The following is a 23,027-nucleotide window of genomic DNA, read 5'->3' as shown; positions in this document are numbered from 1 at the left end:
TGAGAATTAAAGGAATATTGACAGGCACACTCGTTGCGGTCTGCATGGCAGCGTCTTCATTTGCAGCAGCAAGCATTGAGCTGATTAGCGCTGACGATTACGGCAAAGCATGGCCATTCAGCGTGCCTGAAATGCACTTGATGTGTCTGCAAGGCAAGGCCGTTGTAGTGTCTAATCCTGAGTCTGGCGTCATGTATCCGGTTAATGGAATTGCCAGTGGCAAGGCCCGCCAGCTGGCGCTTGAGCCTTTGGCAGATGTGTGGCTCGATGATCCAGAAAACCCCGGCGCAAAGGTAGGGGTGGGCCAGATAATTGAGGAAGGTTTAAAGCTGTGTAAGTAGCAGGATTGCTATTAACTGAATATTGACAGAGCCCGCTAATACGCGGGCTTTTTTATGGATTAATTGACACTTTCCCAAAATGACAATTGGCCGAAAGGGGCGAAATAGAGCGGCTTGGGTTCTTGAAAATTGGTTGTATGGTCAATATTCAATATCACTAGCGGAGTAAGCAAGATGATGGATGCTCTTGAGGCTGCAGGTATTCAACCAAAGGACTCGGTTGCGCAGCCAAAAATGGAAAGTCTGACGGCGACGGAACGCCTACTCTTGAGATTTTATCGCGAGTTACAGCAACAGGACCAACAAGTTATACGTCAAGCAGTAGAAGCTCTGGCCACAGGGCGAGGGTGCTGCTGATGTAAACAAGCCCCCGGCACATGCCAGGGGCTTTCAATGAGCTCCGGGGTTAATGTTTTCGATTATGACGCCATTAGCTTTTGCTCTCGATTGGCGGCTCTCTGTGCATTCGCCTCACTGGCATACAGGTGAGTGAGTCGCTTCGGCGCTGTTTGGTCCCCAGCCGTTACCTGCTTTTGAATCCCTGTTTTACCCTCTCGATACCACGCCACCACGCCGGTGTAGGTTTCTGGTTCATCACTGACCAGGGCATCGGCCTCGGGTAGCTGTGACTCAAGTTCAAGGCTGGTGGTGTAGGCCTCGGCACTGAATGTGTGGGTGACGTTACTGCCCAGCCAGATGATGGCGCCGATATCGGCTTTGATGCCGCTCAAGCTGTAGGTGAGCTCGGGTATAAGATCGGCGCGGCCTCGGGCCAGCGTGTAGGTGAGCGTTGCGCTGCCACGCTGCAGGCGTTGCCATTCGGCTTTGGCGGCGCGTAAAGCGCTGTCGCGGTCGGTGTAGGTGTGGCGCAGTGCTTTGGCGTTGTCGTCGGTACCGGCGATGGCTTCCAGGCGCTGGGCGCTGTTGGTTTGGTAGTAATAGGCTTTGGCACCGGTGTAGCTGTTGCGGTCTGCTGCGAGGTAGCGGTGCTGGTCACCGTCTTTGCGGGTGAGGGTGATATGCGGCAGGGGCAAGCCGCTGGCGGATGCACTGGCGCCGGTTGGCAGGAACAGCAAGCGCCCAGCCTTCACGCTGGCAATGGCGTCATGCTCTTGGGCGAGCCGGGTGAGCAGGTTTAAATCACTCTCTGCCGTTTGGTCCAGGTGCGGTAAGCCGATCGCTGCAAGCGCAACCTCGATCAGAGGCTGCAGGGCGTATTCCACGGCAATGGCGTTGATGATTTGGCCAAGGGTTTGCTCATGCCAGCTGCGCTCACGCTTTCGCGCCAAGCCTGCACGCAGGTCTGCACTGCGGGCGCGGATGTTGAGCACGTCTGGCGCGCCACTGTGCTCGACCTCATCGACGGTGTAGGTGCCTTTGTCGATCAGCCCAGTGTCACTCCAGCCCAGCCATAAGCGCACCACGGCGCCGCGTGGCGGAATGGCCAGTAGGCCGTCGTGATCGCTGATGCTGATGTCGAGCGTGTCGGCCTCTAACCCTCGGTTGTCGGTGAGGTTGATGCTGTTGAGGCGGGCGCTGAGCATGGCGGTGATGTCGCGGCCATCGACCACAACGCGGCATACCGGCTTTGGGTAGCTGAGGTCTTGGCGCAGTTGGTCGGCCTGGCTGCGCAGCTCGCCAATGGCTTGATCGATCATCGCAGTAGGTCGCCAATGTTGCCCAGCACGCTGCCGAGCAGGTCTATGCGGCCTTCATCTACGCGGGCCAGCTTGAGCGAGAACTCAATGCGCCGTGCGGCGCCGTCTTTGAAAAACAGGGTTCTGGTTTCGCTCATGGATTCGATCACGTAGATGCCATAGATGCGCCCAGTGCCCTCAATGAGGGGCCATGCTTTGCCGGTGTCGGCCATGATGCGCAAGGCGTCGAGGCTTAAGGTTTTGCCGGCCAGCTCGGGCAGCAGTACGCCGGGTAACGTGATGATGTCTTCACCTGGGCCGACAAATTGGCGGGCAGGGCGGGCGCCGATGCGCGAGGTGCTGCTGTGGCGCCAGTCTGTTTGGCGTTGGAACTCTTGGTAGGCGAGTGTTGGCATGCCAAACACGAACATGCCGAGGGTCATCATCATGGGGGAGTACTCCGGTTATTCGGTATCAAACAAGGCGCTGCGCACGCGTGCAGCCTTGTTGCGCTCACGTTCGTTGAGCAATTTATTGAGCAGTTGCTCAATGCTCGCTGCGTCGGCTCCGGCGGTGATGGTGATTTGAATGGTGTCACCGGCGATATTGATGGCCGGTTTGCTGTTGCCTGCAGCCAGTGGTGCGCGGCTGTCGAGCGCGACGGCACTGCCTGCACCAATGCCCAGCGTGAGCGCGCCTGCCTGCGCCAGTTGCTTGCCGAGGCTGGTGATGCTGGCGAGTGGGCCACTTTGGTTGCGCTCGATGCCCTGGCTAAGCCCGGCCATGGTGTAGCCGCCCAGTTCTGCGAATACACGCGAGGGGCTGTGAATGCCGAGCTTGTCTTTAAACCAGCCAATGGTTGAGTCACCTGCGCCGGTGATAGCGGTTTTGAGTTTGCCCAGTGCGCCGGTAAATCCGCTCACCAAACCGTCAATCAGCATGGCGCCAAAGTCGCTGAATTTGGCCGGCAGCTCTGCGCCGAAGTAGTTCATCACACCGGCAAAGGCGCGGTAGAACAAACCTTGTGGGCTGAAATTGAGAATGGTGGTGGCCATGTCACCCAGCCCACCGCTGAAACCTTGTTTGATCTCGGCCCAGAGGCCTTTGAAGTACGGGCCTACGGTGTCCCAGTTGCGGTAGATGAGGTAGGCGCCGCCGGCAATGGCGGTGATAGCCAGCCCGATTGGGTTGAGTAGCATGGCACGGCCAATCAGCATGATGCCTTTTGCCACCAGCGGCAGAGCGGTGCGGCCCAGCGTTAGCAGTGGCGACAGCAGCCCGGCGCTGCGAATGCCGAACAGCATGAGGCCGTAGCGCACCACTGCAAATGGGCCAAGCAGGCTGGCCATGGCTAAGGTGAGCCCACCCATACCGGCCATGAGCACGCCAATACCGGTGGCAGTTTTGATGATTTCGCCCGCGAGTTTTGGGTTTTCAGCAACCCAGCTTTTAACCCCCCCGACGATTCGGGTTACGGTTTGTGCCAGGTCACGGAACGGGCCATCTTGCTGTTCCTGAATCTGGATGCCGAGATCATCCCAGGCGCTGCCAAGGGCGGTAATGTCACCTTTGAGGTTGTCACCCATGACTTTGGCTGTTTGGTGCGCCTCACCACGCGTTTGACGCAGGGTGCCGATAAACTTTTGCAGCTCGCCTGTGCCAGCTTGCTTGACCAGAACCTGCAGGCCGCTTACGGCTTCTTCACCTGCTATGCCTTTGAGTAGGCCCGCGCGATCGGCGTCACCCATGTTTTTGGTTTTATCGTAAATCTCCTGCAGCACGGTTGGCATATCACGCAGATTGCCCTGGGCATCTTTGGCGCTGATGCCGAGTTGGTCGAGCGCTGCTGCGGCCATTTTGGGTGGCGCGGAAAGCCTGCTCATAATTGCCCGCAGTGCCGTACCGCCCATGCTGCCCTGAATACCTGCATCACCAAGCTTGCCCGCCATAGCGGCCACGGTTTCGATGTCTTGGCCCACGCTCGATGCTACTGGCGCAACATACTTCATGGTGTCGCCGAGCATTTGCAGGTTTGTGTTTGAACGGGTGAAGGTGCCGACCAGGACATCACCAAGCCTGCCGGTTTCCTTTGCCTGCAGGTTGAAGCCGGTGAGGATGTTTGAGGCGATGTCGGCTGTTTCTGCGAGGTCACTATCTCCGGCTTTAGCCAGATCCAACATACCGGGCATGGCGTCTTTAATTGCTTCGGGTTTAAACCCGGCCATTCCCAGAAAGCCCTGAGCATTGGCGGCTTCGCCTGCCGTGAACTGCGTGCTGCTGCCAAGCTCGCGCGCCTGGTCGCGCAGGGCTTTGAGTTGCGGTGAGTTTTTATCAAGCCGGGTGAGGGCTTGCACCTTGCTCATGCTGGCGTCGAAATCCAGCCCCGGTGCCAGCATGCGCGCACCGCTGTACAGGATGCCACTGCCAGCGGCTAAGCCTCCAGCCCCTTGCGCTGCCATGCTGCCAGCCAGCCCTTGAGTGCGCTGAAAACCTTGCTTTGCAGAGGCGAGGCGTTGCTGTTGGGCGGTTAAGCGTCTTAACCGAGATTCTTGCTGGCTGAGTGACTGGTTAGCGCGGTTTACCGATTGGCGCAGTTCCCGCTCATGCTGGCCGAGGTTGCGGGTGCTTACGCCTGCTGCATTGAGTTTGCCGCGTAAGCCTTGCAACTCGCGCTGCTGCTCTGCGTGTTTGGTTTTAAGTGCTTGGCCTTGACGCACAGCGTCACGGAATGAGCGAGTGAGGGCTTTGCTGGGTTGCTCTGCTGCGCCGAGCTCGCGGGATAGCTGGCGGATTTTGTCGCGGTTTTCCTGCAGGGCGCTGCCAGTTTTGTCACTGGCGGTGCGCAGTGCGCGAAAGCTTGAGACATCCTTTTGCTGCGCCTGTAATCCTTTGAGCTCTGTGCGGGTATTGCGCAGGTCGTTGGCAAGGCCAACGCTGCTTTTGCCAATGGTTTTGAATGGCTTGCTGGCGCGGTCCAGCGCTTGCAGTACTACCTCAAGTTTTAGATCGCGCGCCATGCATTAGCTCCCATCTTTCTCGGGCGCGCTCGCGCCATTCAATCAGTTCGTTTAATTCCATGCCGTTCATTTGCTCCGGAGCCCAGTGGAACACCAGAGCAATGTCGGCCATGGCGTCGTCTACGCCTCGGGGGAGTCCGCTGTCGCAGGTTCGCCCTTCACTTGCAAAAAAACGGCGATCGCATCCGCGCATTCGGTGAGGTTGTAAACATCCATCACGGCAGCTTCTTGCTCGGTGATGGTGGGTTCGCTAATACGCGGTACCAGCTTGATCACGGCGTTGACATCACCTTGCAGCAGGTCGCCCAAGCGCAGGCCGCGTAGCTCGCCAGAGGCTGGTTTGCGCAGGCTGATTGAGGTGGTTTTTTTGCTGCCGCGTGTAATGCCGTTGACCAAAAGAATGGGGGCGCTGTATTCGGGTTGCTTCATGGGTGAGGCTCCTTTGAGGGTATTGCAGGTAATGGCGCCACAGGCGTGGCGCGCATGGGGTTAGAGGCCGATGGCCTTGCGCTGCTCGGCGAGGCGGTCTTCACCGTTGACGATGAATACAAAGTTGAGCAGGTCGATTTCTACTTCGGTGTTGCCATCAACGGTGAGCTTGTAATACGCGCAGGTGGTGGCGATTTTGTGCTCGGTGTCTTCGCCGGGCTCTGCATCGCCAAAGTCGATTTCTTTATGACGACCACGCACCACCACTTCAACGGCAGAAACCTCACCGGTGTCGTCACGCTGTACCGCACCTGCCCAGCGCAGTTGCACGCCTGTGGCTGAGGTGATGCCGTACTGGCGCAGTGCGGTGAGGTCCCAACCGCCGAGGGTCCATTCCAGCTGAATGCCGTCATCACCGTGGCCCATGTCGGCCTCAACTGGGCCATCCATACCAGCGCCGCGCCATGCTTCCATTTTGCGATCCAGCTTGGGCAGGGTGACGGTTTTGGCAACGCCCATGTAACTGGCGGCGTCATTGAACAGGTTCATGTTCTTGAGTTTTTTTGGCAGTGCCATGGCGGCGCTCTCCTAAATAGTTGCCGGGTGCGGCCTATGGTTTAACCGCCGATGCGGCTGGCGAAGTCGACCAGGTAACGGTCGGTGATGCGCTGGCGTAGCTGCAGGTTTTCCAGCGGCGGTACCGGCGTGTAGTCGTAATCGAGGTAGAGCTTGCCGTCTTTGAGGGTGGTGGCGTCGTTGACGGATTCGTCGTACCAGCACGCGCCATCAATGATGTAGCCGAGGGCTTTGAGCTCACGGAACTTGGCGTTGATGCCTTCCATGATGTCGCGCACCAGGCTTGGGTGCATGGGCTTATCAACTGCCCACAAGTGCGCCTCGGCCATGGTGTCGGCCAGTACCTGGGCGGTGCGGGTGTAGTTCTCGAAGGCGAACAGCGGATCATCGCTGCAGGTGCGTGAGCCCCAGAAGCGAAAGCCACCTTCACGAATGAGGGTTGTGACTTCGTTTTCGTTGAGCAGGCCCGCGTCGGTGGCTGGGTTTTGCAGATCCCAGAACACGTCTTTGCTAATGCCGGTCACGCCATTTACAGGGATGTTGGACAGGGTTTTGTGCCAGCCCACTTGCTCATCGAGCTTGGCGCGCAGGCCCAGTGCGCGTGCCACTGCCGGGGCTGTGGTGGTGGCTTCGGCTACGGCATCGAATGACAAGAAGTCGGGCCAGATGAGCATGAGCTCGCGGGCGCCAAAGTTGTCGCGGTAGGCGATAGCTTCGGTGACGGTGGCGCATTCCCAGCAACTGGCATAGGCGAACGCACGCAGTTTTTGCGCAATAGCGACTAGCTCGGTGGCGACCTCTTGTGAGTCCAGCCCTGGTACACCGAGGATGCGGGGTGTGACGCCGAGTTTCACCTTGGCAGCGAGCAACGCCTTGAGGCCCGTGTATTGGCCTTCGGCAGTGATGGTGCCGATGATGTTGGCGCTTGTTGCTGCAGCGTCTGCGCCTTCTTCAACGCGCACGACGATGGTGAGCGGGCTGGCGTTGTCGGCAATGGCATCAAGGCTGGCGGCGAGCGTGCCTTCGGTACCGGCTTTGCCAATGGCACTGAGCACATCGGTGATTAGTACCGGCGTGTTAAGCGGGAAGGCCGCTGCGTCGGCATCGGCAGCAGTGCAAACCATACCAATCACAGCGGTTGAGATTGTGCGGATGGGGCGCGTGCCCTCGTTGATTTCGATGACGCGAACGCCGTGGTGGTAATCGGTTGCCATGGGCGGCTGCTCCTGCGCGGCTTAATGAGCGAATCTGTGGCTGAGTCGCGGCCCAGAGTGCTGAGCCATTGAGCCTGCAGGGTGACGCGCGCGCGGGTATGGGGCGAGCTGTTGGCTTTGTAGGGGGCGGGGGTACAGCGCACACAAGAAAAAGCCCCGGCTGGCGGGGCTGTGTTGATGGCTTTGGTTGGGCTTAGCTTGGGTTGTTGCCCACGCCTGCGATGTCGGTGTTTATCTTTGCGATGGTTTGCTCGGTGATTTGCTGGGCGAGCTCGACGTTGCCGGCATCCATTGCCGCCCGCACCTGCTCTTTGCCATTGAGGCGCACTTCGCGCAGGCAGTACAACGCCTCGGTGTAGGCGGCAGATTCCGCGAGAATGCTGTCAGCCGCTTGCTCGGCGGTGCGGCTATTGATTGCCCAAGCTGCAACGGTGCGCGGGACTGATTCAGCTGGGTAGCCTGCGTCTTTGAACGCTTGGGCTTCGATGGCTGCGCGTTCGTATTCTGTGGCGCGTAGTGGGTCGCCGGCTACTTTGAGGCGCGCAGCATCGGCGGCGGCGTCCACTGTTTCGCAGAGGCTTACCGATAACGCCAACCGGTTGGTTGCCTGCTTGGATGCATCGAAGGCCCAAGAGCTGCCTGTCCAGCTGTGATCTGCTGTTGGGCGCTGCTCGGTGGTGAGACCTTCGGGCAGCTCGCCTAGTTCGGTGTGCTGCTCGGCAGCACCGGTAACGGCGCTGTAAACCGTTCCTCGATGGTCTGCCAACTGCTGGGGCTTACCATCGACTAACACCCAGACGCAACCCGCTGCCGGCTGTGCCAGTTCAATGGCTAACTGAAAGGCGTTGCTTGGCACCTGAATGCCTAGTCCGGGTGTTACGGGAAGTTCTGCCGGGCCAGTGAGAACACCGGCGCTATCTGCGATGTAAGTGTACATTTTTAGCTCCTCAGATCAGTTTGATGCGGGCCGGGGAGGCAATGTGGCGAGGGAAGGTTTCACTACCAGAACGTCCACTAGCAAGAGCGTCAGTATTTGCCCCCGATAATCTAGCTCCCGAGATGATGTAGGGGTTTGAACCTGCTGCGAGACTGCCCGTAACCTGCCTAAGTCCATGAAGGTGTTCCTGTATCTGATCGAGCTTCGCGCTACCTGCAATTCGATTGATGTCAACGCCGCGCCCCTCATCTAGAGCGCGCAGGAACTCAGCCCGAATATCCGGCGAGCGCACAGTCGTAGCGCCATCGCCGCGCGTCCAGCAGCCCTCAAACCCTGCGCGACCAGCATCATCTACAAGCATTCCTGATGCCTGTGCGTGATCCCAAATCCACGGCCAATCAGCACGCACAAGCAGAACACCATGCGGCAGGCCGTAACCACCGGGCTGGATGGCTGTTGACGTCTCAAAGCTCAGCCGCCCGAGCGGAGCGTCATCGCGCCGAGCAATGGGCCACCAATTGCCCGCGCCATCGCTTCGCAGGTGCCACCAGTCACCAGCGCCCATCAGGTACAGGAAGGCGTAGCCGGCTGGGTTCAGATGAGTGTGGAATTTGATTTTATCCGTACCACTGGTCTGCACCTTGGCGCGGTTGCCGGTGTTATCTAGGCGTCGGATGAGCAGGTCGCGCACGCCGAAGGTGGCATCGTTGAGTGGCAGGGTGAGGGCGCGGTCGCCGGCGGTTGCGTCCAGTACAATAAAGCCCTCATGGGCAGCGGTGAGCAGGGCGTTTGCGCTGAGGCTGGTAAAGGTACCGCGTAGCTTGTACTGCTTGTGCGGGTCGGCGGCGACCTGGTGCGCGGTGATGAGGCTGTCGGCATAGGCTCGCGTGGCCAGCACGACACTCGGGTCGATTTTTAACTGCACGGCTGCAGTGCTGCTCACAATTAGAATCATGCGCAGTACTTGCGTGCGGCCTGAGCCTTCTGCGAGTTCTGGCTTGTAACTTGGCGGGCAATTGCTGACGGCGATCAGGTCTCCGGCAGCGTCATACAGGCCCATTTCACGTAACCAAAAGCCGCCGGTGGTTTCTGGGATTACCAGCTCTGCAATGATTTGACTGTCGTTTACCGGGTCCACGCTCAGGGTATTGAGGTCTGCGCGGTATTGTTCGTTGACCAGGGCAGTCTGCGAACGGTTTGGAATTGGCAGGTTGCCGTTGCCGTCGCCGACTGCCATGCGGCTGACTTGCAGTTGAGTACCGAGGGCCACGGCGTTGGCCAGCTTGGCCTCGCCTATGGCGGTGAGGATGGCGAAATAAGTTTGGCTCATGGGTACACGCTCATAGTGTCGATTGAGTGCTCAGAACTACCGAACAGCAACGCAGGGCTGCTGACTTCAATAGGGCCGGGTGAGTAGGGATATACGGTGAGGGTTTCGCCGTCATTCATGGCGGCGCCAATGTAGGTTGTGCCCTTTGTTTCAAGGCTGATGGCGAGGCCGGTGAGGTGGCGGGTGAGTGGTTTGGAGTCGTCAATCAGGCGCACCAACTCGATGTACATTTCTTCGGTAATGCCGGTTTCCAGCACGCCTACTTGCAGTTGAAACGTACCTGGCACACCTAGCGGCTGGTTTTCCCACCACTCACGCACCTCAATCAGATAGCCCAACGGCTCGACCACGCGGCGCAGCGCACCGATGGTGCCTTTGTGAGCGTGGATGAAAAATGCGCCGTCGATGGCTTTGCGCTTGGTTGCTTCTGGCCAGTTGCTGTCCCAGCGATCCACCGAAAACGCCCACGCAAGGTAGGGCAGTAATTCAACTGGGCAGGTGCTGGGGTTCCACAGTTCGCGCAGCGTTACCGGTACGCGCTCGATGTTGGCCAGCGCCTGTGCCGCCGCACGTTCAAGCGCGGTGCTGTTGGCGGGCATCAGCGATTGGTAGGTGCTCACGCTTGCAGCTCTGCGAGGGTGACGCTAGTGGCGGTGCAATACGCAGCAGCGGTTTCGTTTGGCGCGATGTCTTCCCAGTCGGTTAGCTCAACATAGCGCACGCCCTCAACATGCAACGCGGCATCAATGGCCGAGCGATAGACTCCACGGTCCAGCCGCCGGCGTTGGTTGACGTAGCTGCTCAGCGCAGCCTGTGCGGCTTGCAATACCAGCTCAGACTCAGGCGTGAGGCTGTCGACATAGAGCACGGCGGTTACGGTGTAAGGCAGCACGGTGGCGCTTTGTACGGTTACGCGATCGCATACCGGGCGCACGTCCTCATCATTCAGGGCAGCGGCCACAGCATCGAGCAGATCCTGTGAAGCAGTGCCATCACCTGTGGCTGACTGCACGGTGATGGTGGCGTAGCAGGGGGCTGGGCTGATGGCAGTTGCATCGGCTACACGGCCATCGGCAGTACGCGCATGAAATATATAGGCGTTGCGCGGTCCTGCGGTGCTCAGGCCCTCAAGCGCCATTTGGGTGCGTTCGCGCAGGCTGTCGTCACCTTCCAGCACGGCGGCAACCGGTGGGGTGGCACTGGGGTTGGCTGGGGTGATGGTCAAACGGCTGACGTTGAAACGGGCGGCGATCTGTTCCAGGTCATTGCCTGTTGCAAAGGCCAGCATGACGGCAAGGGCAGACTCGTTAACGCGCTGGCGCCAGTTCAGCTCACGGTAAGCGTTCTCTTGCAGAAGTTTGACCAGGGGCTCGGATTCCAGCTCCAGGCGGGCGGCGATATCGGCCTGCTGATCGGCCGGGAACAGGTTAATAAGGGCGGTTTTGCGCTCGGCAAAAATCACCTCATAGTCGAGCGATTCGACTACCTCGGGGGCGGGTAGCAGGGAAAGGTCGATCGGGCTGAAACTGCTCATGCAATGGCTCCCATTACCAGCGGCACTTGCAGGCTGATGGCTTGGTTGGTGTCGATGCGGGTGCCCTCTAAATCAATGATCGCTTGGTAGGCTGAGCTGCCTTGGCTGATTTGCACGCGGCTGATGCTGAGGCGTGGCTCCCAACGCATGAGGCCCATGGCAATGGCGGCATAGGCGCGCAGCTTGGTGGTGCCGTTGAATGGCTGGTCGATGAGTTCCATGAGCTGGCTGCCGTAATCACGGCGCATCACGCGGCTGCCAATGGGGGTAGTAAGAATGTCGCTCACGCTTTGGCGCAGGTGGTCGAGATCGCCAATGGCGCTGCCGTTGGTGCGGTTCATGCCGGTTTACCTGTTTGCGCACTGCCAGCAGTTACGCCTGTGTGTTTGTGGTTAACCAGGCTTACGGCGGCGGCGATTACGTCTTGGCTAACGGTTACGGTACCGGTGACGTTCTGATTGCCGGTTTGGGTGTAGTCACCTTCGTGGGTGATTGGCCCTTTGATGGTGATGCCGCCGAGACTTTCGAGCGTGGTGGTACCGGCTGCAGGCAGGATGGCGCGTAGGTGATGGGCAACGTGGTCGTATTCGATCTGCGCGCCGTCTGGGTAGACGGTGAGGTCTTTGGCTGGGCTGTTGCTGGGCGCAGGGTTGCCGAGGGAGTCGAGCCCGAGCAAAACAATGCCTTGCGTGGGTTCGCCGCTGGGGCTGAATACCAGGCACTGTTCGTTCACAGTTGGCGGGTTCCAGGTGCGTGTGGTGCCGGCGCGCAGATTTAACCAGGGCAACCAGCCGGTTGTGATGGTGCCACTGGTGACGCGGCACAATGCTGGCAACTGCTGTGCGGGGTCGCCATGGTCGACCTCGGCGATGGTGCCAAGGCGGATCATGTTGTCGAGGCGGCGGGTAATTTCGGCTAGCGAGTTCATGCCGTCATGCTCGCGTGCTCACGCGCGCGATGCACGGTGGGTGCTTTGTAGTGCGAGGCCTTACAGCGCCAGACTATCTGGTGAGGTGATTGAGCAAGCTGTCGCGGATCATATCGAGGTCACTTGAGCTAAAGCCCAATAGCTCGCGGCGATCGTAGCGGGTGTCTGGCGAGGTTTTGCCGGGGCTATCACGCAATCCGTACTGGTGAACACGGGCAATGCGTGCAGTACGCCCGAGAAAGCCAATAGCGATACTGTTTGCGGTGCTCTGCACTTTTAAATAGCGGGCTTGGCGCAGCTTGGTGAACATTGGGGCGGCCTTCCGCTTGCGTTTGATGCGGCCTTGCTTTTGGCGCAGTTCGCGGGCTTTGCGCGGGGCGTAGGCGGTGCCGTCTGGGTTGCGCTGGGCTGCAATGCGTTGCTGCTGACTGCGGCGCAGTTCGCGGGCAATGCTGGTGTTGAGTTGGCGGCGCTCTTTGGGCTGCAGCTTCGTGAGCAGGGCGCCTGCCCAGTCTTCGAGTGCGCTTAGGTCATCAGTCATGCGGAGTCTCGATACTCATGCTTTCGAGTGTGAAGGTCTCTTCAAGTTGCGGCTCTTCTGGGTGGGTGATCTGCAGGGTGCCATCTTCCAGGCGTTTGACGATTACGCGCTCAGTCAGGGGCAATGTGAGCGACATATCAACCTGATTTTCATCGATCACGTCTACTTCAAACTGTATGGACTCTTTGCCTTTTTCGAGGTTGGTCATCAGTTCGGACTGGTTCACCAGTACCCATGCCAGCAAAGGCACCGCCACGGCGTCTGGTGAGCCTGTGTAGTCGGTGAGGATGATGTTAAGCGTGAAGCTGTACTCAAACGATAAACCCGGCGCAGCTGTGGCACGAATGCGGCCCTGATCAACAAAAATGAGCAGGCGCTCTTGGTTGTATTTGAGTTCTGGCACGTTGGCCAGCAGGTGGGTGCGCAAGCTGTTGAGTTTATTCATGGGGTTGCTCGGTTAGTAGGCGCTGTTGGCAGGCATAAACAGCATCAACTTGGGCTGCGCAGGTGGCCCAATCGTTTTCGGTGCGCTCTGTATCGCTGAGCAGTTCGCCGTTAAGGCTGGGGCTGCTCGGTGAGAGGGTGCAGGGCACCACTGCCGGACAACCACTGACGATAAGCGTCGGCGCCGGTGATGGCGGGACGTTGCCGCAAGCGGCTAACAGGCTCAGGCAAAGGCTGAGCAGCCCAGTTTTTAAAGGCTTGGTTTTCACGTTTAAGCACCTCGATTCTCTGCTCGCGCTCTGTGAGCCCTTGACGCAGCAAGTCTTGGGTTTTGCGCAGGCTGGTCTGTGCATTGCGCTCGACTTTCAGCAGTTCGCTTAATTGGTTGGCGTGGCCGGTGACGCGGGCGACCTCCTGTTGCCACTGGCTGGCCAATTGCGCGCTGGCACTGGCTTGGGTGTCGGCCTGCTTGATGCGCTGTTGCTGGCCCCATATGAGCAGGCCAAGTGCAGCGATCAGGGCAAGCCCTAGCAACGCTTGGCGCAGGGTGCTCATGCGCGGTACCAGCCGGCGGCATTCATTTGGGCGGTGCTTAGTTGCTGGGCTTCACCGATGATCACCGTAGCCTTGAGCCCCGGTACTGCGATGTTAAGGGCTTCTGCAAAAGATGCGGCGATGTCGCCAGGCGTGGTGATTGGCAACACAAATACGTCGCCATCGCGTGGGCTGAGTTTTTTTATCTTCTCGATGTCGATCATGCTGCTAAGGCCTCCGGCTGACATTGAGCGTGCTGCAGGTAAGCGCGCTCTAGTTTGGTGTCGTAGAGGTTGCGGGCGTAGCTCGGGCCGTTATAGCGCTTGGCGAACTCTGCCCATTTTTTGTTTTTCAGGGCTTTATGCAGGGCTGGGTCTGCCTCAATGAAGCGCACAAATGCCTCAAACTGCTCGGCCTCGCTCTTGGCCATGCGTTCGGCAAACTCTTGCACGCTGCTGTAACCGAGCAACTGCCAGTGGTAACCCATGATCTGGAAGGCGCCCCAGCTGGCTGATGCGAGGGCGCTGCTGTCATCGATCATGCGGGCGCGGGCCAGGCGTTGGTGCTCTGCGGTACCGCCTGCATAACCACCGGGGGCCGAGTTGATCAGGTTTGGATAGAGCCGCGCCAACTCATCGGCATGCTGTTTGAGTTGCTTTGCGTCGTCATCCGGGTGCTGTGGGCTGCACAGCTGGCGGTACATGATGTGCCGTTCAAACAGTAGGGTGGGCTTGCCGTTGCTGGCGAATCCATTGCCGAGGCTTTCCACCTGGTTGACTGCTAACACGATGGCTATATCAACTCCCAAGCGTTTCGCTGCTGCTGAAAGGTCGGCATGGCCGAGCAGGTTTGCGCAGCTTTTACCGGCTAACGCGTCTTGGGTTTTAGAACCGGCAATGCCGTCATCCACCAGGCCCACTTTGCGCTGATAAACGCGCACAGCCTTCTCGGTTTCGTCGCCGTAGTCACCGTCTACCCGTAGTTTGGCGCCACTGGCATTGAGTTTTTTTTGCAGCAGAGCAACGGCTTGCGAGCGATCGCCATGGCTTAGGGTAACGGTCATAGGGTTGGCCTCAGCAGGGCGGCAAGGTTGCCGCGTGAGCGGTAAACGAGAATGAGCAAAATCACGGCGATGGCGGTTTGCCATGGGCTGACGTGGGGCTGGTACAGCAAGATTTCTAAGCCAGCGCAGAGCAGGGCGGCAATCAGCAGGCAGGCGATGAGCGATATGCCGCGCCGGATTCGGGCGCCATTGCGCTGGAAGCACACAAGGCGCATGGCTGAGGCGATGTAGGCCACGGCTGCGAGTAGGGGCATCAGGGTGGTGAGCATGTTTACTCTCCTCCCCCTCGTTTGAACCAAGCCGGTACCAGCCCAGAAAAATCGGTTTTCTGGATCAGCTCTAGGGCTTTTAGGGCGAGGGGCACAACGATAATGGCTCCGACAAAACCACCGGGGCCGGTTTGGGTAATGGGTGTTTGGGTGACGATTTCAGAGGCGCTGACATAACCCACGCACGCGGAAATAAGCAGTCCGAGAATGCGTTGCCAAGGCTTGATATCGCTCTGGTGCATGGCAATGAGCGCCGCACCGATGATGGCGCCAAACAGGGCGTTGCCATCGAGCGCGGGCATTAAGGTTGCGAGGCCGACGCCAGCGGCGGCGGTGGCGACAACTGCGCCGGTAGTTGGCTCAGGCATGGTGCGTCCTTACTGCTGTTTGATCAGGATTGCCGGCGAGGTCATGGCCTACGTTCGGGCTGTGGGCGATCTGCACAAATGACAGCTGGTTGATGCGATCAACCACCTCACCCAGTAGTGCCGGACTGAAACGCTGGCCCACTGTGAAACCGAGGGCGCGGGCGCAGAACTCACTGCAGAACATGCGCTTTTTGTCATCGATGCCCATCGGTAGAATTTGGCTGGCAAAGATGCCTAGCCAGTCATAGCCCTTGCCCTTGTGGCGCGCGAATACCTGCTCAATCAGTTGAGGATTCGCCCAGGGCAGCGGGATTAAGTGCCAGTGGTTTGGGTTGAAGTCGACATTCTTGGCGCGCACACCACCATCCATTGCCGAGGCAGACAACCAACGACCATCTGGCATTACCAGCTCACAGTGGCTGAATTTTGATCGTGTCCACAGGCGTATAAGGCGATTAAAAAATGTGCCTTTGCTTTTGTAGAGCGCTAAATAAATCAGTCCCATAAATTCACCATTTGGCTTTGCTCAGCTGCTGCTTGGGCGGTGGGTAGGTTTACGCGGGTGCCGTGGGGCAGCGTGGTGCCCAACTCGGCAAGGCCGGGGTTGGCTTGAAGTACTTGCTCAACCACGCCAGCGGTGCGGCCGTAATGCCGCCAGCAGAGCTGGTCGAGGCTGTCGCCTTGCAGGGCGTGGGTGGTTTCCATCAGATCAGCTCGACCGTGGTGCGGCGTAAGCCGAGTAGGTCACTCACAGCCCAACGGGCATCGCGGCGCAGCTCATCAATGGAGGCGGTGAGTTCTTCGGCGTTTTTCTCGCCGGTGTTGGTGGTGTCGTAGCTGCGGTAGCGCTCGGCCACTTCAACTGATGTGGCGCAGTAGATTGCGCGCAGGTACTGCGCCTGCAGGATGCTGGCACCGTTGATCTGTTCGGCAGGTACATCGGCCAAGGTGGTGAAGCCTTCGGCCTGCCAGTTGAGTTTTTTGGCTAATAGCAGGCGGTTTACGCTTATGAGGGCGCCAACGATGGCGACTTCAAGCCGTTTGTTGGTGACGCTGGGATTGATGCGCTGCGCTTCACGCACATCGTCTGCATCGATGTCAGGCCAAAAGCCGTCATTGCTCAAGGTGAATGCAGCTGATGTACCACCGGCAATGAATCCGCTCATTGTGGGCGCGCCCGTCGGTCTGCCTTGGATATTGCACGCCTCAACTCTTGCCGGCTGAATTGCGGGTAATTTGCGCAAAGGCGATCAAATGCGGACCGTGCGTTTTGGATACTCAGAAATTGTTCACGCGGCGTAGCAGGCATTACTTCATGGTTGATGACTGGGCCGGTACAGACTGTGCGGTCGTATTCTTCAGCCGAGGTCGCATACTGCTCTGCAATATTAAAGAGCAAGACTTCACGCGGGCTTTGCTGAAAGTTGCACATGTACTGTTTTTGGAACTCATTCATCGTAATGCCTGTTGTGTTGAATAAGTCGGCGGTGGTCGGGGCGTCACTTTGGGAAGGAGTAACCCAAGATCAGCCCCGAGCCGCCGGGGTGCGTGGGGACGCTCGGTTAGCTGGCGTTTTGTTGCGCAGCGTATTTTTTCAAGTAGCGGTCAACGCGCTCCAAATCTTTTTTGCCACCGCAATTGGCGTGCAATTCAATGGCGCGGGTCAGGTGCTGCTTGGCTGTGTAGAAGTTGTCAAAGTCCGTTTCAGCGGGTTTGTCATCCACCGGCAAACCGGCGTATTGCTTGCCCAGCGCCAGATGCAACTTGGCGCGCGCCTGGTCTGGCATATCCTCAGTGGCCGTCAGCTGTTCGACGGAAACCAAGGTTTCCAGTGAGAAGCTGTGGCCGAGTTTGTTGGCGTTGAGTGCTGCTGTGGCCACTTCTTCTGCGATAAAGCAGCCGGTGGTTCGGGCAAAGCGGTCGGGCATCACCAGCTTGTGCTTGAGAACGTAGGCCGCAATTTCGATCGCGCCGGTGTAATCGGCGATATCGATGTGCCAGGTCATCATGGTGGTGAGTACTTCGTCCTGTGCTCCGTTGCCCGCTGCCAGTACGCCTTGCACATAGGGTAGGTAAGCCGGTAGCAGCTGTTTTTTTAGCTCGACTTTGCTTTCTGTGCCCTGGATGTTCTTGAGGCGCAGCCGATCCTGTGCAAGCTGGCCGAGCTGCAGTTCGTAGGTGGTTGCACCTTCCATGCTGATGGCTGGCGATGCGGCTGCGGCCTCAATGGCTGCGCGTTTGCGCAGCTGGTTGCGTTGGGCTGGTGTCAGGTTCATGGCGCGCCTCTTAGGCCTCGGTTGGTTCTGGGTAGTCGACGGCAGTGATGCCTTCAACCAGGGCGACCAGGCCGAAGTCTTCGATGACGTAGGACTCGTTGGACGACTGGTAGTCGGCAATGCGATCCAGCTCTGGCTCATCTTTCAAGTGACGACGACGCGCTCCGTTCTGGTAGTAGATGGAGAGGTTGCTCAGGGTGGTGACCAGCACGGTGTTATCCGGGAAGAACGGAGCGTCGACCACTTGCAGTCCGCCAAGGCGGGCGCGGCTGACGATTTCTTGCGCGGCGTTTTCTTCCTCGTTGGAGTCGGCACCCTTTTCCACGGCAGCCAGCAGTTTGCTGTGCATGAGGTTGCGCGAAACCATCACGCGCAAATCTGGACGGCTGCGGTGCCATGGGTCGAGCATTTGCACGGCATCGAATACCAGACCGTCAAGGTTGGCGTAGTCGCCCTCGAAGACTGTATCGACTCCGGCAACTTTGATTACTTTGCGCGGGCCGATGGTAGCGTTGTCGAGCACGCGGTCGGTGGCGCCGGTGCGGATCTTCTGCAGCCAGCCAATGTTGACGTCTTGCAGCAATGGGTTGGTGGCTCGGTCTGTGGTTACGGCCGCACTGGTGCCGTTAAAGCCGATCATGATTCGATCGAGGGCTTGGCGCATGATGATGGCTTTGCTCAACTTGACCTGGAAGTCGGGGAACTTGGCCCAGGCATCGAGCAAGGCATATGGGAACGCGCTGTCAAAGTTGGTTTGTTTGCAGGTGTAAGAATCTTTGCTCAGGGCGCTACGGTTTTGCGGGGTGCGTGCAGTACCGCCGGCTGTGTCAGTGCGGCTGGCGATCGGTCCATTAACGCCAAGTAAAAGGGCTTCACCGGACTGCTCATCGACGCCAATGATGTTGATTTGTTTGAGGAAACCATCGGACTCCTGCACCGCTACTTCAAGCTTTTGCTGGATAGATGGGTCGACGCTGAATTTTTCGTGTGCGCTAGCCACGCCATTGAGCAAGGCGATTTGCACGGCCAGGGCGGCGAAGGCGAAGCGAGTTTCTTTACGCATGGGGTGTTCTCCGGTGAATAGGCTTTTCGGTTGGGCCGTGGGATCAGTAATCAGTCAGCAAGGCGCCATCACCGCCAGTAACTGCTGGGCGCTGCTGTTGGTGGTGGCTTTGTGTGCCAGCCAACTGGGTTTTTAGCGCCGTGAATTGGGTGTCGAGGGTGTTGAGCTTGGTGCTCAAATCAGCCGTCTTTTTCTGCTCGGCAGTCAGTAAATCGCTGAGCTCTTTGCTGTGTTGGGCGATGGCTTCCACCGCCTCGCCAACGGCAGAAAACTCTTTGTCATCTTTAACCTGCTTGCCGTTTAGCAAGCTTTGAACCTTGCTGAACAAGGTCGCGCCGATACTTGGCTTCTCTTCAAATTCTTCAAAGGCCAGCTCTGCCTCAACCGCCTCGGTGAACATCGAGGTTGCCGAGTAATGGCGGTCTTTGAACGGGCTGGCTTCTGGTTTTTGCGCGGAGAATGCAAGTACATCAGTGCCCAGGCTGGCGGGGGAGTCGGTCACGGCAAGCCCGACGATGTAGGCTTCGCCGGTGTCGGCAAAGCTGTCGTCGATTTCGATAGAGGTGTAAATCTTTTGCTTGGCCTTGTTCATCGCAATCAGGTCGGCGGTCGGCTCGATCTGGGCGAATAGGGCCAATTTGGTCTGGCCGTTAATTTCAACTTCTTCGACCTTTACTGCAGTTACATCACCGTAGGCCTTGAACGGGCCATCGGGCATCAAACCACGATAGTGCTCCAGCCACACGCGGGCGCCGTAGGTGGCAGTGTTGAAGTTCTTTGCAGCTTGCTCAAGCCAGCTGCGTTTGATCGTGCGTTTGTCCGATGTGGCACCTTCAACGGCGACGCGGAACCAGTTGGAGCGGAATTTCTTCATGGTGGATGGCCTCAATGCGGTGTCGGCGTTTTGCCGTTGCGTTGAGGGCATGGTCGGTAGCTGGAGGCTTACGGGCAACGTGCCGCGCTTGTGGTCGCTGCCGATACAGGCGGCGCCACTACTGAGCCTCGCGCGAGAGCGTCAGCATCTGCGCCATGAATGCTGCCGTTGAAATTCCTACCCGAGATAACCGCCGCCAAGCCAAATTTTTGTATTGGACGGGTTGGCGCGTCACCGAAATTGCCGAGTGCCTGGGCGAGAAAGAGAAAACCGTCCACTCATGGAAAGCGCGTGATGAATGGGACCGTGCCAGTAATGTAGAGCGCATTGGCGGTGCATTGGAAGCGCGCCTCGTCCAATTGATTTTGAAGGAAGGCAAAACCAGCGGCGACTTCAAAGAGATCGATTTACTGCACCGTCAGTTGGAGCGCCAAGCCAGAATTGAGCGCTACCAGGGCGGCGGTACCGAAACTGATCTGAACCCCGAGCTTTCCAAGCGTAATGAGGGGCCGAAGAAGAAACCCAAGCGCAATGAGTTCGATGAGCAACAGATTGAACTGCTTACGGAGGCGTTTATTGATGGCTGTTTCGGTTATCAGTTGGACTGGTACCGGGCAGGGGATCAGCGCACCAGGGCCATCCTCAAAAGTCGGCAGATTGGTGCCACTTACTACTTTGCGCGGGAGGCGTTTCTCGATGCCCTGGTCACGGGTCGCAATCAGATATTTTTGTCCGCTTCAAAGAACCAAGCGCACATTTTCAAGGCTTACATTCAGGCGTTTGCGCGGGAGGTTGTCGGCGTTGAGTTGACCGGTGATCCAATCATTCTGGGTAACGGCGCCGAGCTGCATTTTCTGGGTACCAATGCCCGGACTGCTCAGGGCTATCACGGCAACTTCTATTTCGATGAGTTCTTCTGGACGTTCAAGTTTAACGAGCTGAACAAGGTCGCCAGCGGCATGGCGATGCAGAAGCAATACCGCCGCACGTACTTTTCAACCCCGTCGAGCATGGGCCATGAAGCCTACCCATTCTGGACGGGCGAGCGCTTCAACAAGGGCAAGCCTGCGGCGCAGCACTTGAATATCAATGTGAAGCATGAGGCGCTGCAGCACGGCAGGCTGTGCGAGGACAAAATCTGGCGGCAAATCGTCACCATTCTGGATGCCGAGCAGGGTGGTTGCGATCTGTTCGACATCGAGGAGCTACGCCTTGAGTACAGCGCGGATGCCTTCGCCAACCTGCTGATGTGCCAATTTGTTGATGATGGCGCATCAATCTTCCCGCTTAACGTGCTGCAAAAATGCATGGTCGATAGCTGGGTTGAGTGGGGCGAGGATTACAAGCCATTCGCCGCGCGCCCCTTTGGCGATCGTGCTGTATGGGTTGGCTATGATCCTGCTGAAACCGGTGACTGCTCGGGGTTGGTTGTGGTTGCGCCGCCTATGGTGCCGGGTGGCAAATTCCGTGTGCTTGAGCGCCATCAAATCCGAGGCATGGACTTCGCCTCACAGGCTGAAACCATCCGGCTGATCACCCAACGCTACTGGGTGACTTACATCGGCATTGATACCACCGGCATGGGATCTGGCGTGGCGCAGCTGGTTAAGCAGTTTTTCCCTAACGTCAAAACATTCAGCTACTCGCCCGAGGTGAAAACCCAGCTGGTACTCAAGGCTTATGACGTGATCCACAAAGGCCGGCTTGAGTTTGACGCCGGTTGGACGGATCTGGCCCAGGCACTGATGGCCATCCGCAAAACCATGACCGCAAGCGGCAGGCAGTCGACCTATACCGCTGGGCGAACAGACGCAACAGGCCATGCTGATCTGGCGTGGGCTCTTTTTCACGCATTACAAAACGAACCGCTGGAAGGGCAGACAACTGCCAACACCGGGCGGATGGAGATGCTTTGATGACTACAACAGGTTCTGAGGTGGCGGTAACTGCTGCCCAAGCAGAAAAGCCAAAGGGCAGCGTGGTGTTCAGCTTTGGTGAGCCCACTTCGGTGCTGTCATCGCGTGAGATGTTTGACTATTTGGAGTGCTGGTATAACGGCCGCTGGTATGAGCCACCACTGTCGATGGATGGCTTGGCGCGATCGGTGAAGGCCAGTGTGCATCTGGACTCTGGCCTGCGCTTTAAGCGTAATCAGTTGAGCCGGTCATTCATCCCGCACAAGCTGTTATCGCGTCAGGCGTTCAATCAGTGGGCTCAGGATTATCTGGCTTTGGGTAATGGGTATGTCGAGGCGCGGCGTTCCGTGCTGGGTAATGCCATCAGCCTGCAAACGCCGCTTGCTAAATACATGCGGGTGGGTAAAGACGATCGGTTCTTCCAAGTGCAAGGTTGCCAGAAAGAACACGAATTTGAAGCGGGCAGCATTTTTCATCTGCGTGAGGTGGATTTGCACCAGGAGATATACGGGTTGCCTGAGTGGGTGAGTGCGCTGCAGTCGGCTTTACTCAACCAGTCGGCCACGCTGTTCCGGCGCAAGTACTACGAGAACGGCAGTCACGCCGGCTTCATCCTGTACATGACAGATGCCGCACAGGACCAGGGCGACATTGATGATTTGCGCACCGCGCTGAAAAACTCAAAAGGCCCGGGCAATTTCCGCAACCTGTTTGTGTACGCGCCAAACGGCAAAAAGGAAGGTCTGCAGATTATTCCGGTCAGTGAGGTGGCCGCGAAAGATGAGTTCAATTCGATCAAAGACCAAACCCGTGAGGATGTGCTGGCCGCGCTGCGCATGTACCCACAACTGATGGGCATAGTGCCAAAGAATGCCGGCGGTTTCGGATCACTGAAAGAAGCTGCAGAAACCTACGCCCGTCTTGAACTCGAGCCGCTGCAGGAGCAGTTCAGGCAGCTCAACGACTGGGTAGGCGAAGAAGTGGTGCGCTTCCTGCCATTTGATGAAGGCACTGAAAACTAACGAACCGCAACTCTCACCATCAAGCCGCCTTCGGGCGGCTTTTTTGTGCCTGCGTCACCCTAAAGATTTGTCGTTCTGTCGCGTGAAATAACCCACTGCAACATATCACTGTAAGGGCTTAAAGACCAGCAGTAACAGGCCTGCGACCCAGTATTGGCGCGGGCTTTGGGTGGTTCGGCGTCTTCACTATGGGTTGCCATGGCAAGGCTCATGGCACGGATTTTTGCACCTGGCGCGCGCCGTCATCCCCCCACCACGCCTGCGGGCTAAATAGGTCGTTTTTTCTTCACGCCTGCAGTTGGCTTGGTGCGGCTCCCTGCTTGCGCTGGCGGCACGTTAGCGAGCGCTGGAATACCTGCGGAACCCTGCGGCAAGCGCCGCTCTGGCGCGCTTATATGCGGCCTACGGATTGGCTCATTTTCAGGAGAGGGCTGGGAAAAAGGTAATTTTAGTAATTTTTGGGTTTGGGGTATCTCAAGCCCGCGTGGCACTAGGGCTGAGCATATTACCTTTGAGGGTAATTTAGGGTAATTGCTGAGGTAATTTTTTTGTAAGTCACTGTTTTATAAGGTTTTTACAAAACCGATTTATGACCTACTGAAAAGGTAATTGGCTTACCTTCGAATTACTATTTTATTACCTTTAACATAACTATATAACCTATTGATTTATAAGGCGTTAAGTATGCTTTAGAAAATAAATTACCTAAATTAC

The 23,027-nt window shown here is 57.8% G+C and carries 30 protein-coding genes; 3 read left to right on the top strand and 27 right to left on the bottom strand.

The window, feature by feature from the left end; genetic code table 11:
- Positions 1 to 44 precede the first annotated feature (44 nt).
- Positions 45 to 341, top strand: coding sequence for a DUF2511 domain-containing protein (locus tag BM395_RS03005; RefSeq protein ID WP_170860535.1), 297 nt, complete (start codon positions 45 to 47; stop codon positions 339 to 341).
- A gap of 419 nt (positions 342 to 760) precedes the next feature.
- Here the strand turns inward: BM395_RS03005 and BM395_RS02995 are convergent, their stop codons facing one another.
- The 27 genes from BM395_RS02995 to BM395_RS02870 all read right to left on the bottom strand — a co-directional run bounded on the left by BM395_RS02995 (position 761) and on the right by BM395_RS02870 (position 19,375).
- Entirely contained in the window at positions 761 to 1,999 is a 1,239-nt protein-coding gene (locus tag BM395_RS02995) for a phage late control D family protein (RefSeq protein ID WP_090508825.1), read from the bottom strand.
- Positions 1,996 to 2,427 (bottom strand): phage tail protein, encoded by a 432-nt coding sequence (locus BM395_RS02990; RefSeq protein ID WP_090508824.1) that lies wholly within the window; start codon positions 2,425 to 2,427, stop codon positions 1,996 to 1,998. The genes BM395_RS02995 and BM395_RS02990 overlap by 4 nt, the downstream gene beginning before the upstream one ends.
- Before the next feature lie 15 nt (positions 2,428 to 2,442).
- Positions 2,443 to 4,995, bottom strand: a complete 2,553-nt coding sequence (locus BM395_RS02985) for a phage tail tape measure protein (RefSeq protein ID WP_090508823.1) — start codon at positions 4,993 to 4,995, stop codon at positions 2,443 to 2,445.
- Complete coding sequence (locus BM395_RS02980) at positions 4,973 to 5,107, bottom strand: GpE family phage tail protein (protein ID WP_090508822.1); 135 nt, start codon at positions 5,105 to 5,107, stop codon at positions 4,973 to 4,975. The genes BM395_RS02985 and BM395_RS02980 overlap by 23 nt, the downstream gene beginning before the upstream one ends.
- Positions 5,108 to 5,115: 8 nt before the next feature.
- Positions 5,116 to 5,424: a phage tail assembly protein gene (locus BM395_RS02975; protein ID WP_090508821.1), complete on the bottom strand. Its 309-nt coding sequence runs from the start codon at positions 5,422 to 5,424 to the stop codon at positions 5,116 to 5,118.
- A gap of 60 nt (positions 5,425 to 5,484) precedes the next feature.
- Positions 5,485 to 6,000 carry a phage major tail tube protein gene (locus BM395_RS02970; RefSeq protein ID WP_090508820.1) on the bottom strand — a complete coding sequence of 172 codons (516 nt, stop codon included), beginning with the start codon at positions 5,998 to 6,000 and terminating at the stop codon, positions 5,485 to 5,487.
- A gap of 41 nt (positions 6,001 to 6,041) precedes the next feature.
- Positions 6,042 to 7,214, bottom strand: coding sequence for a phage tail sheath protein (locus tag BM395_RS02965; protein WP_090508819.1), 1,173 nt, complete (start codon positions 7,212 to 7,214; stop codon positions 6,042 to 6,044).
- A gap of 193 nt (positions 7,215 to 7,407) precedes the next feature.
- Positions 7,408 to 8,151 (bottom strand): hypothetical protein, encoded by a 744-nt coding sequence (locus BM395_RS02960; RefSeq protein WP_090508818.1) that lies wholly within the window; start codon positions 8,149 to 8,151, stop codon positions 7,408 to 7,410.
- Between the two features lie 10 nt (positions 8,152 to 8,161).
- A complete protein-coding gene (locus BM395_RS02955; protein WP_090508817.1) occupies positions 8,162 to 9,481 on the bottom strand; it encodes a phage tail protein in 1,320 nt (439 codons plus the stop codon).
- Positions 9,478 to 10,080 carry a phage tail protein I gene (locus BM395_RS02950; protein ID WP_090509198.1) on the bottom strand — a complete coding sequence of 201 codons (603 nt, stop codon included), beginning with the start codon at positions 10,078 to 10,080 and terminating at the stop codon, positions 9,478 to 9,480. The genes BM395_RS02955 and BM395_RS02950 overlap by 4 nt, the downstream gene beginning before the upstream one ends.
- 17 nt (positions 10,081 to 10,097) lie before the next feature.
- The gene (locus BM395_RS02945) at positions 10,098 to 11,015 is read right to left on the bottom strand and encodes a baseplate J/gp47 family protein (RefSeq protein WP_090508816.1); all 918 of its coding nucleotides are present in this window, start codon (positions 11,013 to 11,015) and stop codon (positions 10,098 to 10,100) included.
- Positions 11,012 to 11,356 (bottom strand): GPW/gp25 family protein, encoded by a 345-nt coding sequence (locus tag BM395_RS02940; protein WP_090508815.1) that lies wholly within the window; start codon positions 11,354 to 11,356, stop codon positions 11,012 to 11,014. The genes BM395_RS02945 and BM395_RS02940 overlap by 4 nt, the downstream gene beginning before the upstream one ends.
- The gene (locus tag BM395_RS02935) at positions 11,353 to 11,943 is read right to left on the bottom strand and encodes a phage baseplate assembly protein V (RefSeq protein ID WP_090508814.1); all 591 of its coding nucleotides are present in this window, start codon (positions 11,941 to 11,943) and stop codon (positions 11,353 to 11,355) included. Before BM395_RS02935 ends, BM395_RS02940 begins: the two co-directional genes overlap by 4 nt.
- Before the next feature lie 73 nt (positions 11,944 to 12,016).
- Positions 12,017 to 12,484, bottom strand: coding sequence for a phage virion morphogenesis protein (locus BM395_RS02930; RefSeq protein WP_090508813.1), 468 nt, complete (start codon positions 12,482 to 12,484; stop codon positions 12,017 to 12,019).
- Positions 12,477 to 12,929, bottom strand: coding sequence for a phage tail protein (locus tag BM395_RS02925; protein ID WP_090508812.1), 453 nt, complete (start codon positions 12,927 to 12,929; stop codon positions 12,477 to 12,479). The genes BM395_RS02930 and BM395_RS02925 overlap by 8 nt, the downstream gene beginning before the upstream one ends.
- Positions 12,922 to 13,149 carry an Rz1-like lysis system protein LysC gene (gene lysC / locus BM395_RS23525; RefSeq protein WP_244528926.1) on the bottom strand — a complete coding sequence of 76 codons (228 nt, stop codon included), beginning with the start codon at positions 13,147 to 13,149 and terminating at the stop codon, positions 12,922 to 12,924. The genes BM395_RS02925 and lysC overlap by 8 nt, the downstream gene beginning before the upstream one ends.
- Positions 13,040 to 13,483, bottom strand: coding sequence for an Rz-like lysis system protein LysB (gene lysB, locus BM395_RS02920; RefSeq protein WP_090508811.1), 444 nt, complete (start codon positions 13,481 to 13,483; stop codon positions 13,040 to 13,042). Before lysB ends, lysC begins: the two co-directional genes overlap by 110 nt.
- A complete protein-coding gene (locus tag BM395_RS02915) occupies positions 13,480 to 13,686 on the bottom strand; it encodes a hypothetical protein (protein ID WP_090508810.1) in 207 nt (68 codons plus the stop codon). Before BM395_RS02915 ends, lysB begins: the two co-directional genes overlap by 4 nt.
- Positions 13,683 to 14,525: an N-acetylmuramidase domain-containing protein gene (locus BM395_RS02910; protein WP_090508809.1), complete on the bottom strand. Its 843-nt coding sequence runs from the start codon at positions 14,523 to 14,525 to the stop codon at positions 13,683 to 13,685. The genes BM395_RS02915 and BM395_RS02910 overlap by 4 nt, the downstream gene beginning before the upstream one ends.
- Positions 14,522 to 14,794, bottom strand: a complete 273-nt coding sequence (locus tag BM395_RS02905; RefSeq protein WP_090508808.1) for a phage holin family protein — start codon at positions 14,792 to 14,794, stop codon at positions 14,522 to 14,524. The genes BM395_RS02910 and BM395_RS02905 overlap by 4 nt, the downstream gene beginning before the upstream one ends.
- A gap of 2 nt (positions 14,795 to 14,796) precedes the next feature.
- Positions 14,797 to 15,162 (bottom strand): putative holin, encoded by a 366-nt coding sequence (locus BM395_RS02900; RefSeq protein ID WP_090508807.1) that lies wholly within the window; start codon positions 15,160 to 15,162, stop codon positions 14,797 to 14,799.
- Complete coding sequence (locus BM395_RS02895) at positions 15,155 to 15,565, bottom strand: hypothetical protein (RefSeq protein WP_141124072.1); 411 nt, start codon at positions 15,563 to 15,565, stop codon at positions 15,155 to 15,157. The genes BM395_RS02900 and BM395_RS02895 overlap by 8 nt, the downstream gene beginning before the upstream one ends.
- A 92-nt stretch (positions 15,566 to 15,657) precedes the next feature.
- Positions 15,658 to 15,867 carry a tail protein X gene (locus BM395_RS02890; protein WP_090508805.1) on the bottom strand — a complete coding sequence of 70 codons (210 nt, stop codon included), beginning with the start codon at positions 15,865 to 15,867 and terminating at the stop codon, positions 15,658 to 15,660.
- Positions 15,867 to 16,328: a head completion/stabilization protein gene (locus BM395_RS02885; RefSeq protein ID WP_090508804.1), complete on the bottom strand. Its 462-nt coding sequence runs from the start codon at positions 16,326 to 16,328 to the stop codon at positions 15,867 to 15,869. The genes BM395_RS02890 and BM395_RS02885 overlap by 1 nt, the downstream gene beginning before the upstream one ends.
- 396 nt (positions 16,329 to 16,724) lie before the next feature.
- Positions 16,725 to 17,438, bottom strand: coding sequence for a phage terminase small subunit (gpM, locus tag BM395_RS02880; RefSeq protein ID WP_090508803.1), 714 nt, complete (start codon positions 17,436 to 17,438; stop codon positions 16,725 to 16,727).
- Between the two features lie 10 nt (positions 17,439 to 17,448).
- Positions 17,449 to 18,501, bottom strand: a complete 1,053-nt coding sequence (locus BM395_RS02875; protein ID WP_090508802.1) for a phage major capsid protein, P2 family — start codon at positions 18,499 to 18,501, stop codon at positions 17,449 to 17,451.
- 43 nt (positions 18,502 to 18,544) lie between these two features.
- A complete protein-coding gene (locus tag BM395_RS02870) occupies positions 18,545 to 19,375 on the bottom strand; it encodes a GPO family capsid scaffolding protein (RefSeq protein ID WP_090508801.1) in 831 nt (276 codons plus the stop codon).
- Between the two features lie 155 nt (positions 19,376 to 19,530).
- Here BM395_RS02870 and BM395_RS02865 point away from each other — a divergent pair, with 155 nt between their 5' ends.
- Both BM395_RS02865 and BM395_RS02860 read left to right on the top strand, forming a co-directional pair.
- Positions 19,531 to 21,291 carry a terminase ATPase subunit family protein gene (locus BM395_RS02865; protein WP_090508800.1) on the top strand — a complete coding sequence of 587 codons (1,761 nt, stop codon included), beginning with the start codon at positions 19,531 to 19,533 and terminating at the stop codon, positions 21,289 to 21,291.
- Positions 21,291 to 22,313 carry a phage portal protein gene (locus BM395_RS02860; RefSeq protein ID WP_090508799.1) on the top strand — a complete coding sequence of 341 codons (1,023 nt, stop codon included), beginning with the start codon at positions 21,291 to 21,293 and terminating at the stop codon, positions 22,311 to 22,313. The genes BM395_RS02865 and BM395_RS02860 overlap by 1 nt, the downstream gene beginning before the upstream one ends.
- Positions 22,314 to 23,027: the final 714 nt, after the last annotated feature.

This window comes from Pseudomonas marincola (genome assembly GCF_900116605.1).
Lineage (GTDB): Bacteria > Pseudomonadota > Gammaproteobacteria > Pseudomonadales > Pseudomonadaceae > Aquipseudomonas > Aquipseudomonas marincola.
The sequence above is the reverse complement of the archived record's forward strand: the minus strand, read 5'-3'. Positions and strand labels throughout refer to the sequence as shown.

Coding starts and splice junctions, on each gene's coding strand:
- BM395_RS03005 (WP_170860535.1), top strand. CDS start 45: ATGGCAGCGTCTTCATTTGCAGCAGCAAGCATTGAGCTGATTAGCGCT.
- BM395_RS02995 (WP_090508825.1), bottom strand. CDS start 1,999: ATGATCGATCAAGCCATTGGCGAGCTGCGCAGCCAGGCCGACCAACTG.
- BM395_RS02990 (WP_090508824.1), bottom strand. CDS start 2,427: ATGATGATGACCCTCGGCATGTTCGTGTTTGGCATGCCAACACTCGCC.
- BM395_RS02985 (WP_090508823.1), bottom strand. CDS start 4,995: ATGGCGCGCGATCTAAAACTTGAGGTAGTACTGCAAGCGCTGGACCGC.
- BM395_RS02980 (WP_090508822.1), bottom strand. CDS start 5,107: ATGGCCGACATTGCTCTGGTGTTCCACTGGGCTCCGGAGCAAATGAAC.
- BM395_RS02975 (WP_090508821.1), bottom strand. CDS start 5,424: ATGAAGCAACCCGAATACAGCGCCCCCATTCTTTTGGTCAACGGCATT.
- BM395_RS02970 (WP_090508820.1), bottom strand. CDS start 6,000: ATGGCACTGCCAAAAAAACTCAAGAACATGAACCTGTTCAATGACGCC.
- BM395_RS02965 (WP_090508819.1), bottom strand. CDS start 7,214: ATGGCAACCGATTACCACCACGGCGTTCGCGTCATCGAAATCAACGAG.
- BM395_RS02960 (WP_090508818.1), bottom strand. CDS start 8,151: ATGTACACTTACATCGCAGATAGCGCCGGTGTTCTCACTGGCCCGGCA.
- BM395_RS02955 (WP_090508817.1), bottom strand. CDS start 9,481: ATGAGCCAAACTTATTTCGCCATCCTCACCGCCATAGGCGAGGCCAAG.
- BM395_RS02950 (WP_090509198.1), bottom strand. CDS start 10,080: ATGCCCGCCAACAGCACCGCGCTTGAACGTGCGGCGGCACAGGCGCTG.
- BM395_RS02945 (WP_090508816.1), bottom strand. CDS start 11,015: ATGAGCAGTTTCAGCCCGATCGACCTTTCCCTGCTACCCGCCCCCGAG.
- BM395_RS02940 (WP_090508815.1), bottom strand. CDS start 11,356: ATGAACCGCACCAACGGCAGCGCCATTGGCGATCTCGACCACCTGCGC.
- BM395_RS02935 (WP_090508814.1), bottom strand. CDS start 11,943: ATGAACTCGCTAGCCGAAATTACCCGCCGCCTCGACAACATGATCCGC.
- BM395_RS02930 (WP_090508813.1), bottom strand. CDS start 12,484: ATGACTGATGACCTAAGCGCACTCGAAGACTGGGCAGGCGCCCTGCTC.
- BM395_RS02925 (WP_090508812.1), bottom strand. CDS start 12,929: ATGAATAAACTCAACAGCTTGCGCACCCACCTGCTGGCCAACGTGCCA.
- lysB (WP_090508811.1), bottom strand. CDS start 13,483: ATGAGCACCCTGCGCCAAGCGTTGCTAGGGCTTGCCCTGATCGCTGCA.
- BM395_RS02915 (WP_090508810.1), bottom strand. CDS start 13,686: ATGATCGACATCGAGAAGATAAAAAAACTCAGCCCACGCGATGGCGAC.
- BM395_RS02910 (WP_090508809.1), bottom strand. CDS start 14,525: ATGACCGTTACCCTAAGCCATGGCGATCGCTCGCAAGCCGTTGCTCTG.
- BM395_RS02905 (WP_090508808.1), bottom strand. CDS start 14,794: ATGCTCACCACCCTGATGCCCCTACTCGCAGCCGTGGCCTACATCGCC.
- BM395_RS02900 (WP_090508807.1), bottom strand. CDS start 15,162: ATGCCTGAGCCAACTACCGGCGCAGTTGTCGCCACCGCCGCCGCTGGC.
- BM395_RS02895 (WP_141124072.1), bottom strand. CDS start 15,565: ATGCCAGATGGTCGTTGGTTGTCTGCCTCGGCAATGGATGGTGGTGTG.
- BM395_RS02890 (WP_090508805.1), bottom strand. CDS start 15,867: ATGGAAACCACCCACGCCCTGCAAGGCGACAGCCTCGACCAGCTCTGC.
- BM395_RS02885 (WP_090508804.1), bottom strand. CDS start 16,328: ATGAGCGGATTCATTGCCGGTGGTACATCAGCTGCATTCACCTTGAGC.
- gpM (WP_090508803.1), bottom strand. CDS start 17,438: ATGAACCTGACACCAGCCCAACGCAACCAGCTGCGCAAACGCGCAGCC.
- BM395_RS02875 (WP_090508802.1), bottom strand. CDS start 18,501: ATGCGTAAAGAAACTCGCTTCGCCTTCGCCGCCCTGGCCGTGCAAATC.
- BM395_RS02870 (WP_090508801.1), bottom strand. CDS start 19,375: ATGAAGAAATTCCGCTCCAACTGGTTCCGCGTCGCCGTTGAAGGTGCC.
- BM395_RS02865 (WP_090508800.1), top strand. CDS start 19,531: ATGAATGCTGCCGTTGAAATTCCTACCCGAGATAACCGCCGCCAAGCC.
- BM395_RS02860 (WP_090508799.1), top strand. CDS start 21,291: ATGACTACAACAGGTTCTGAGGTGGCGGTAACTGCTGCCCAAGCAGAA.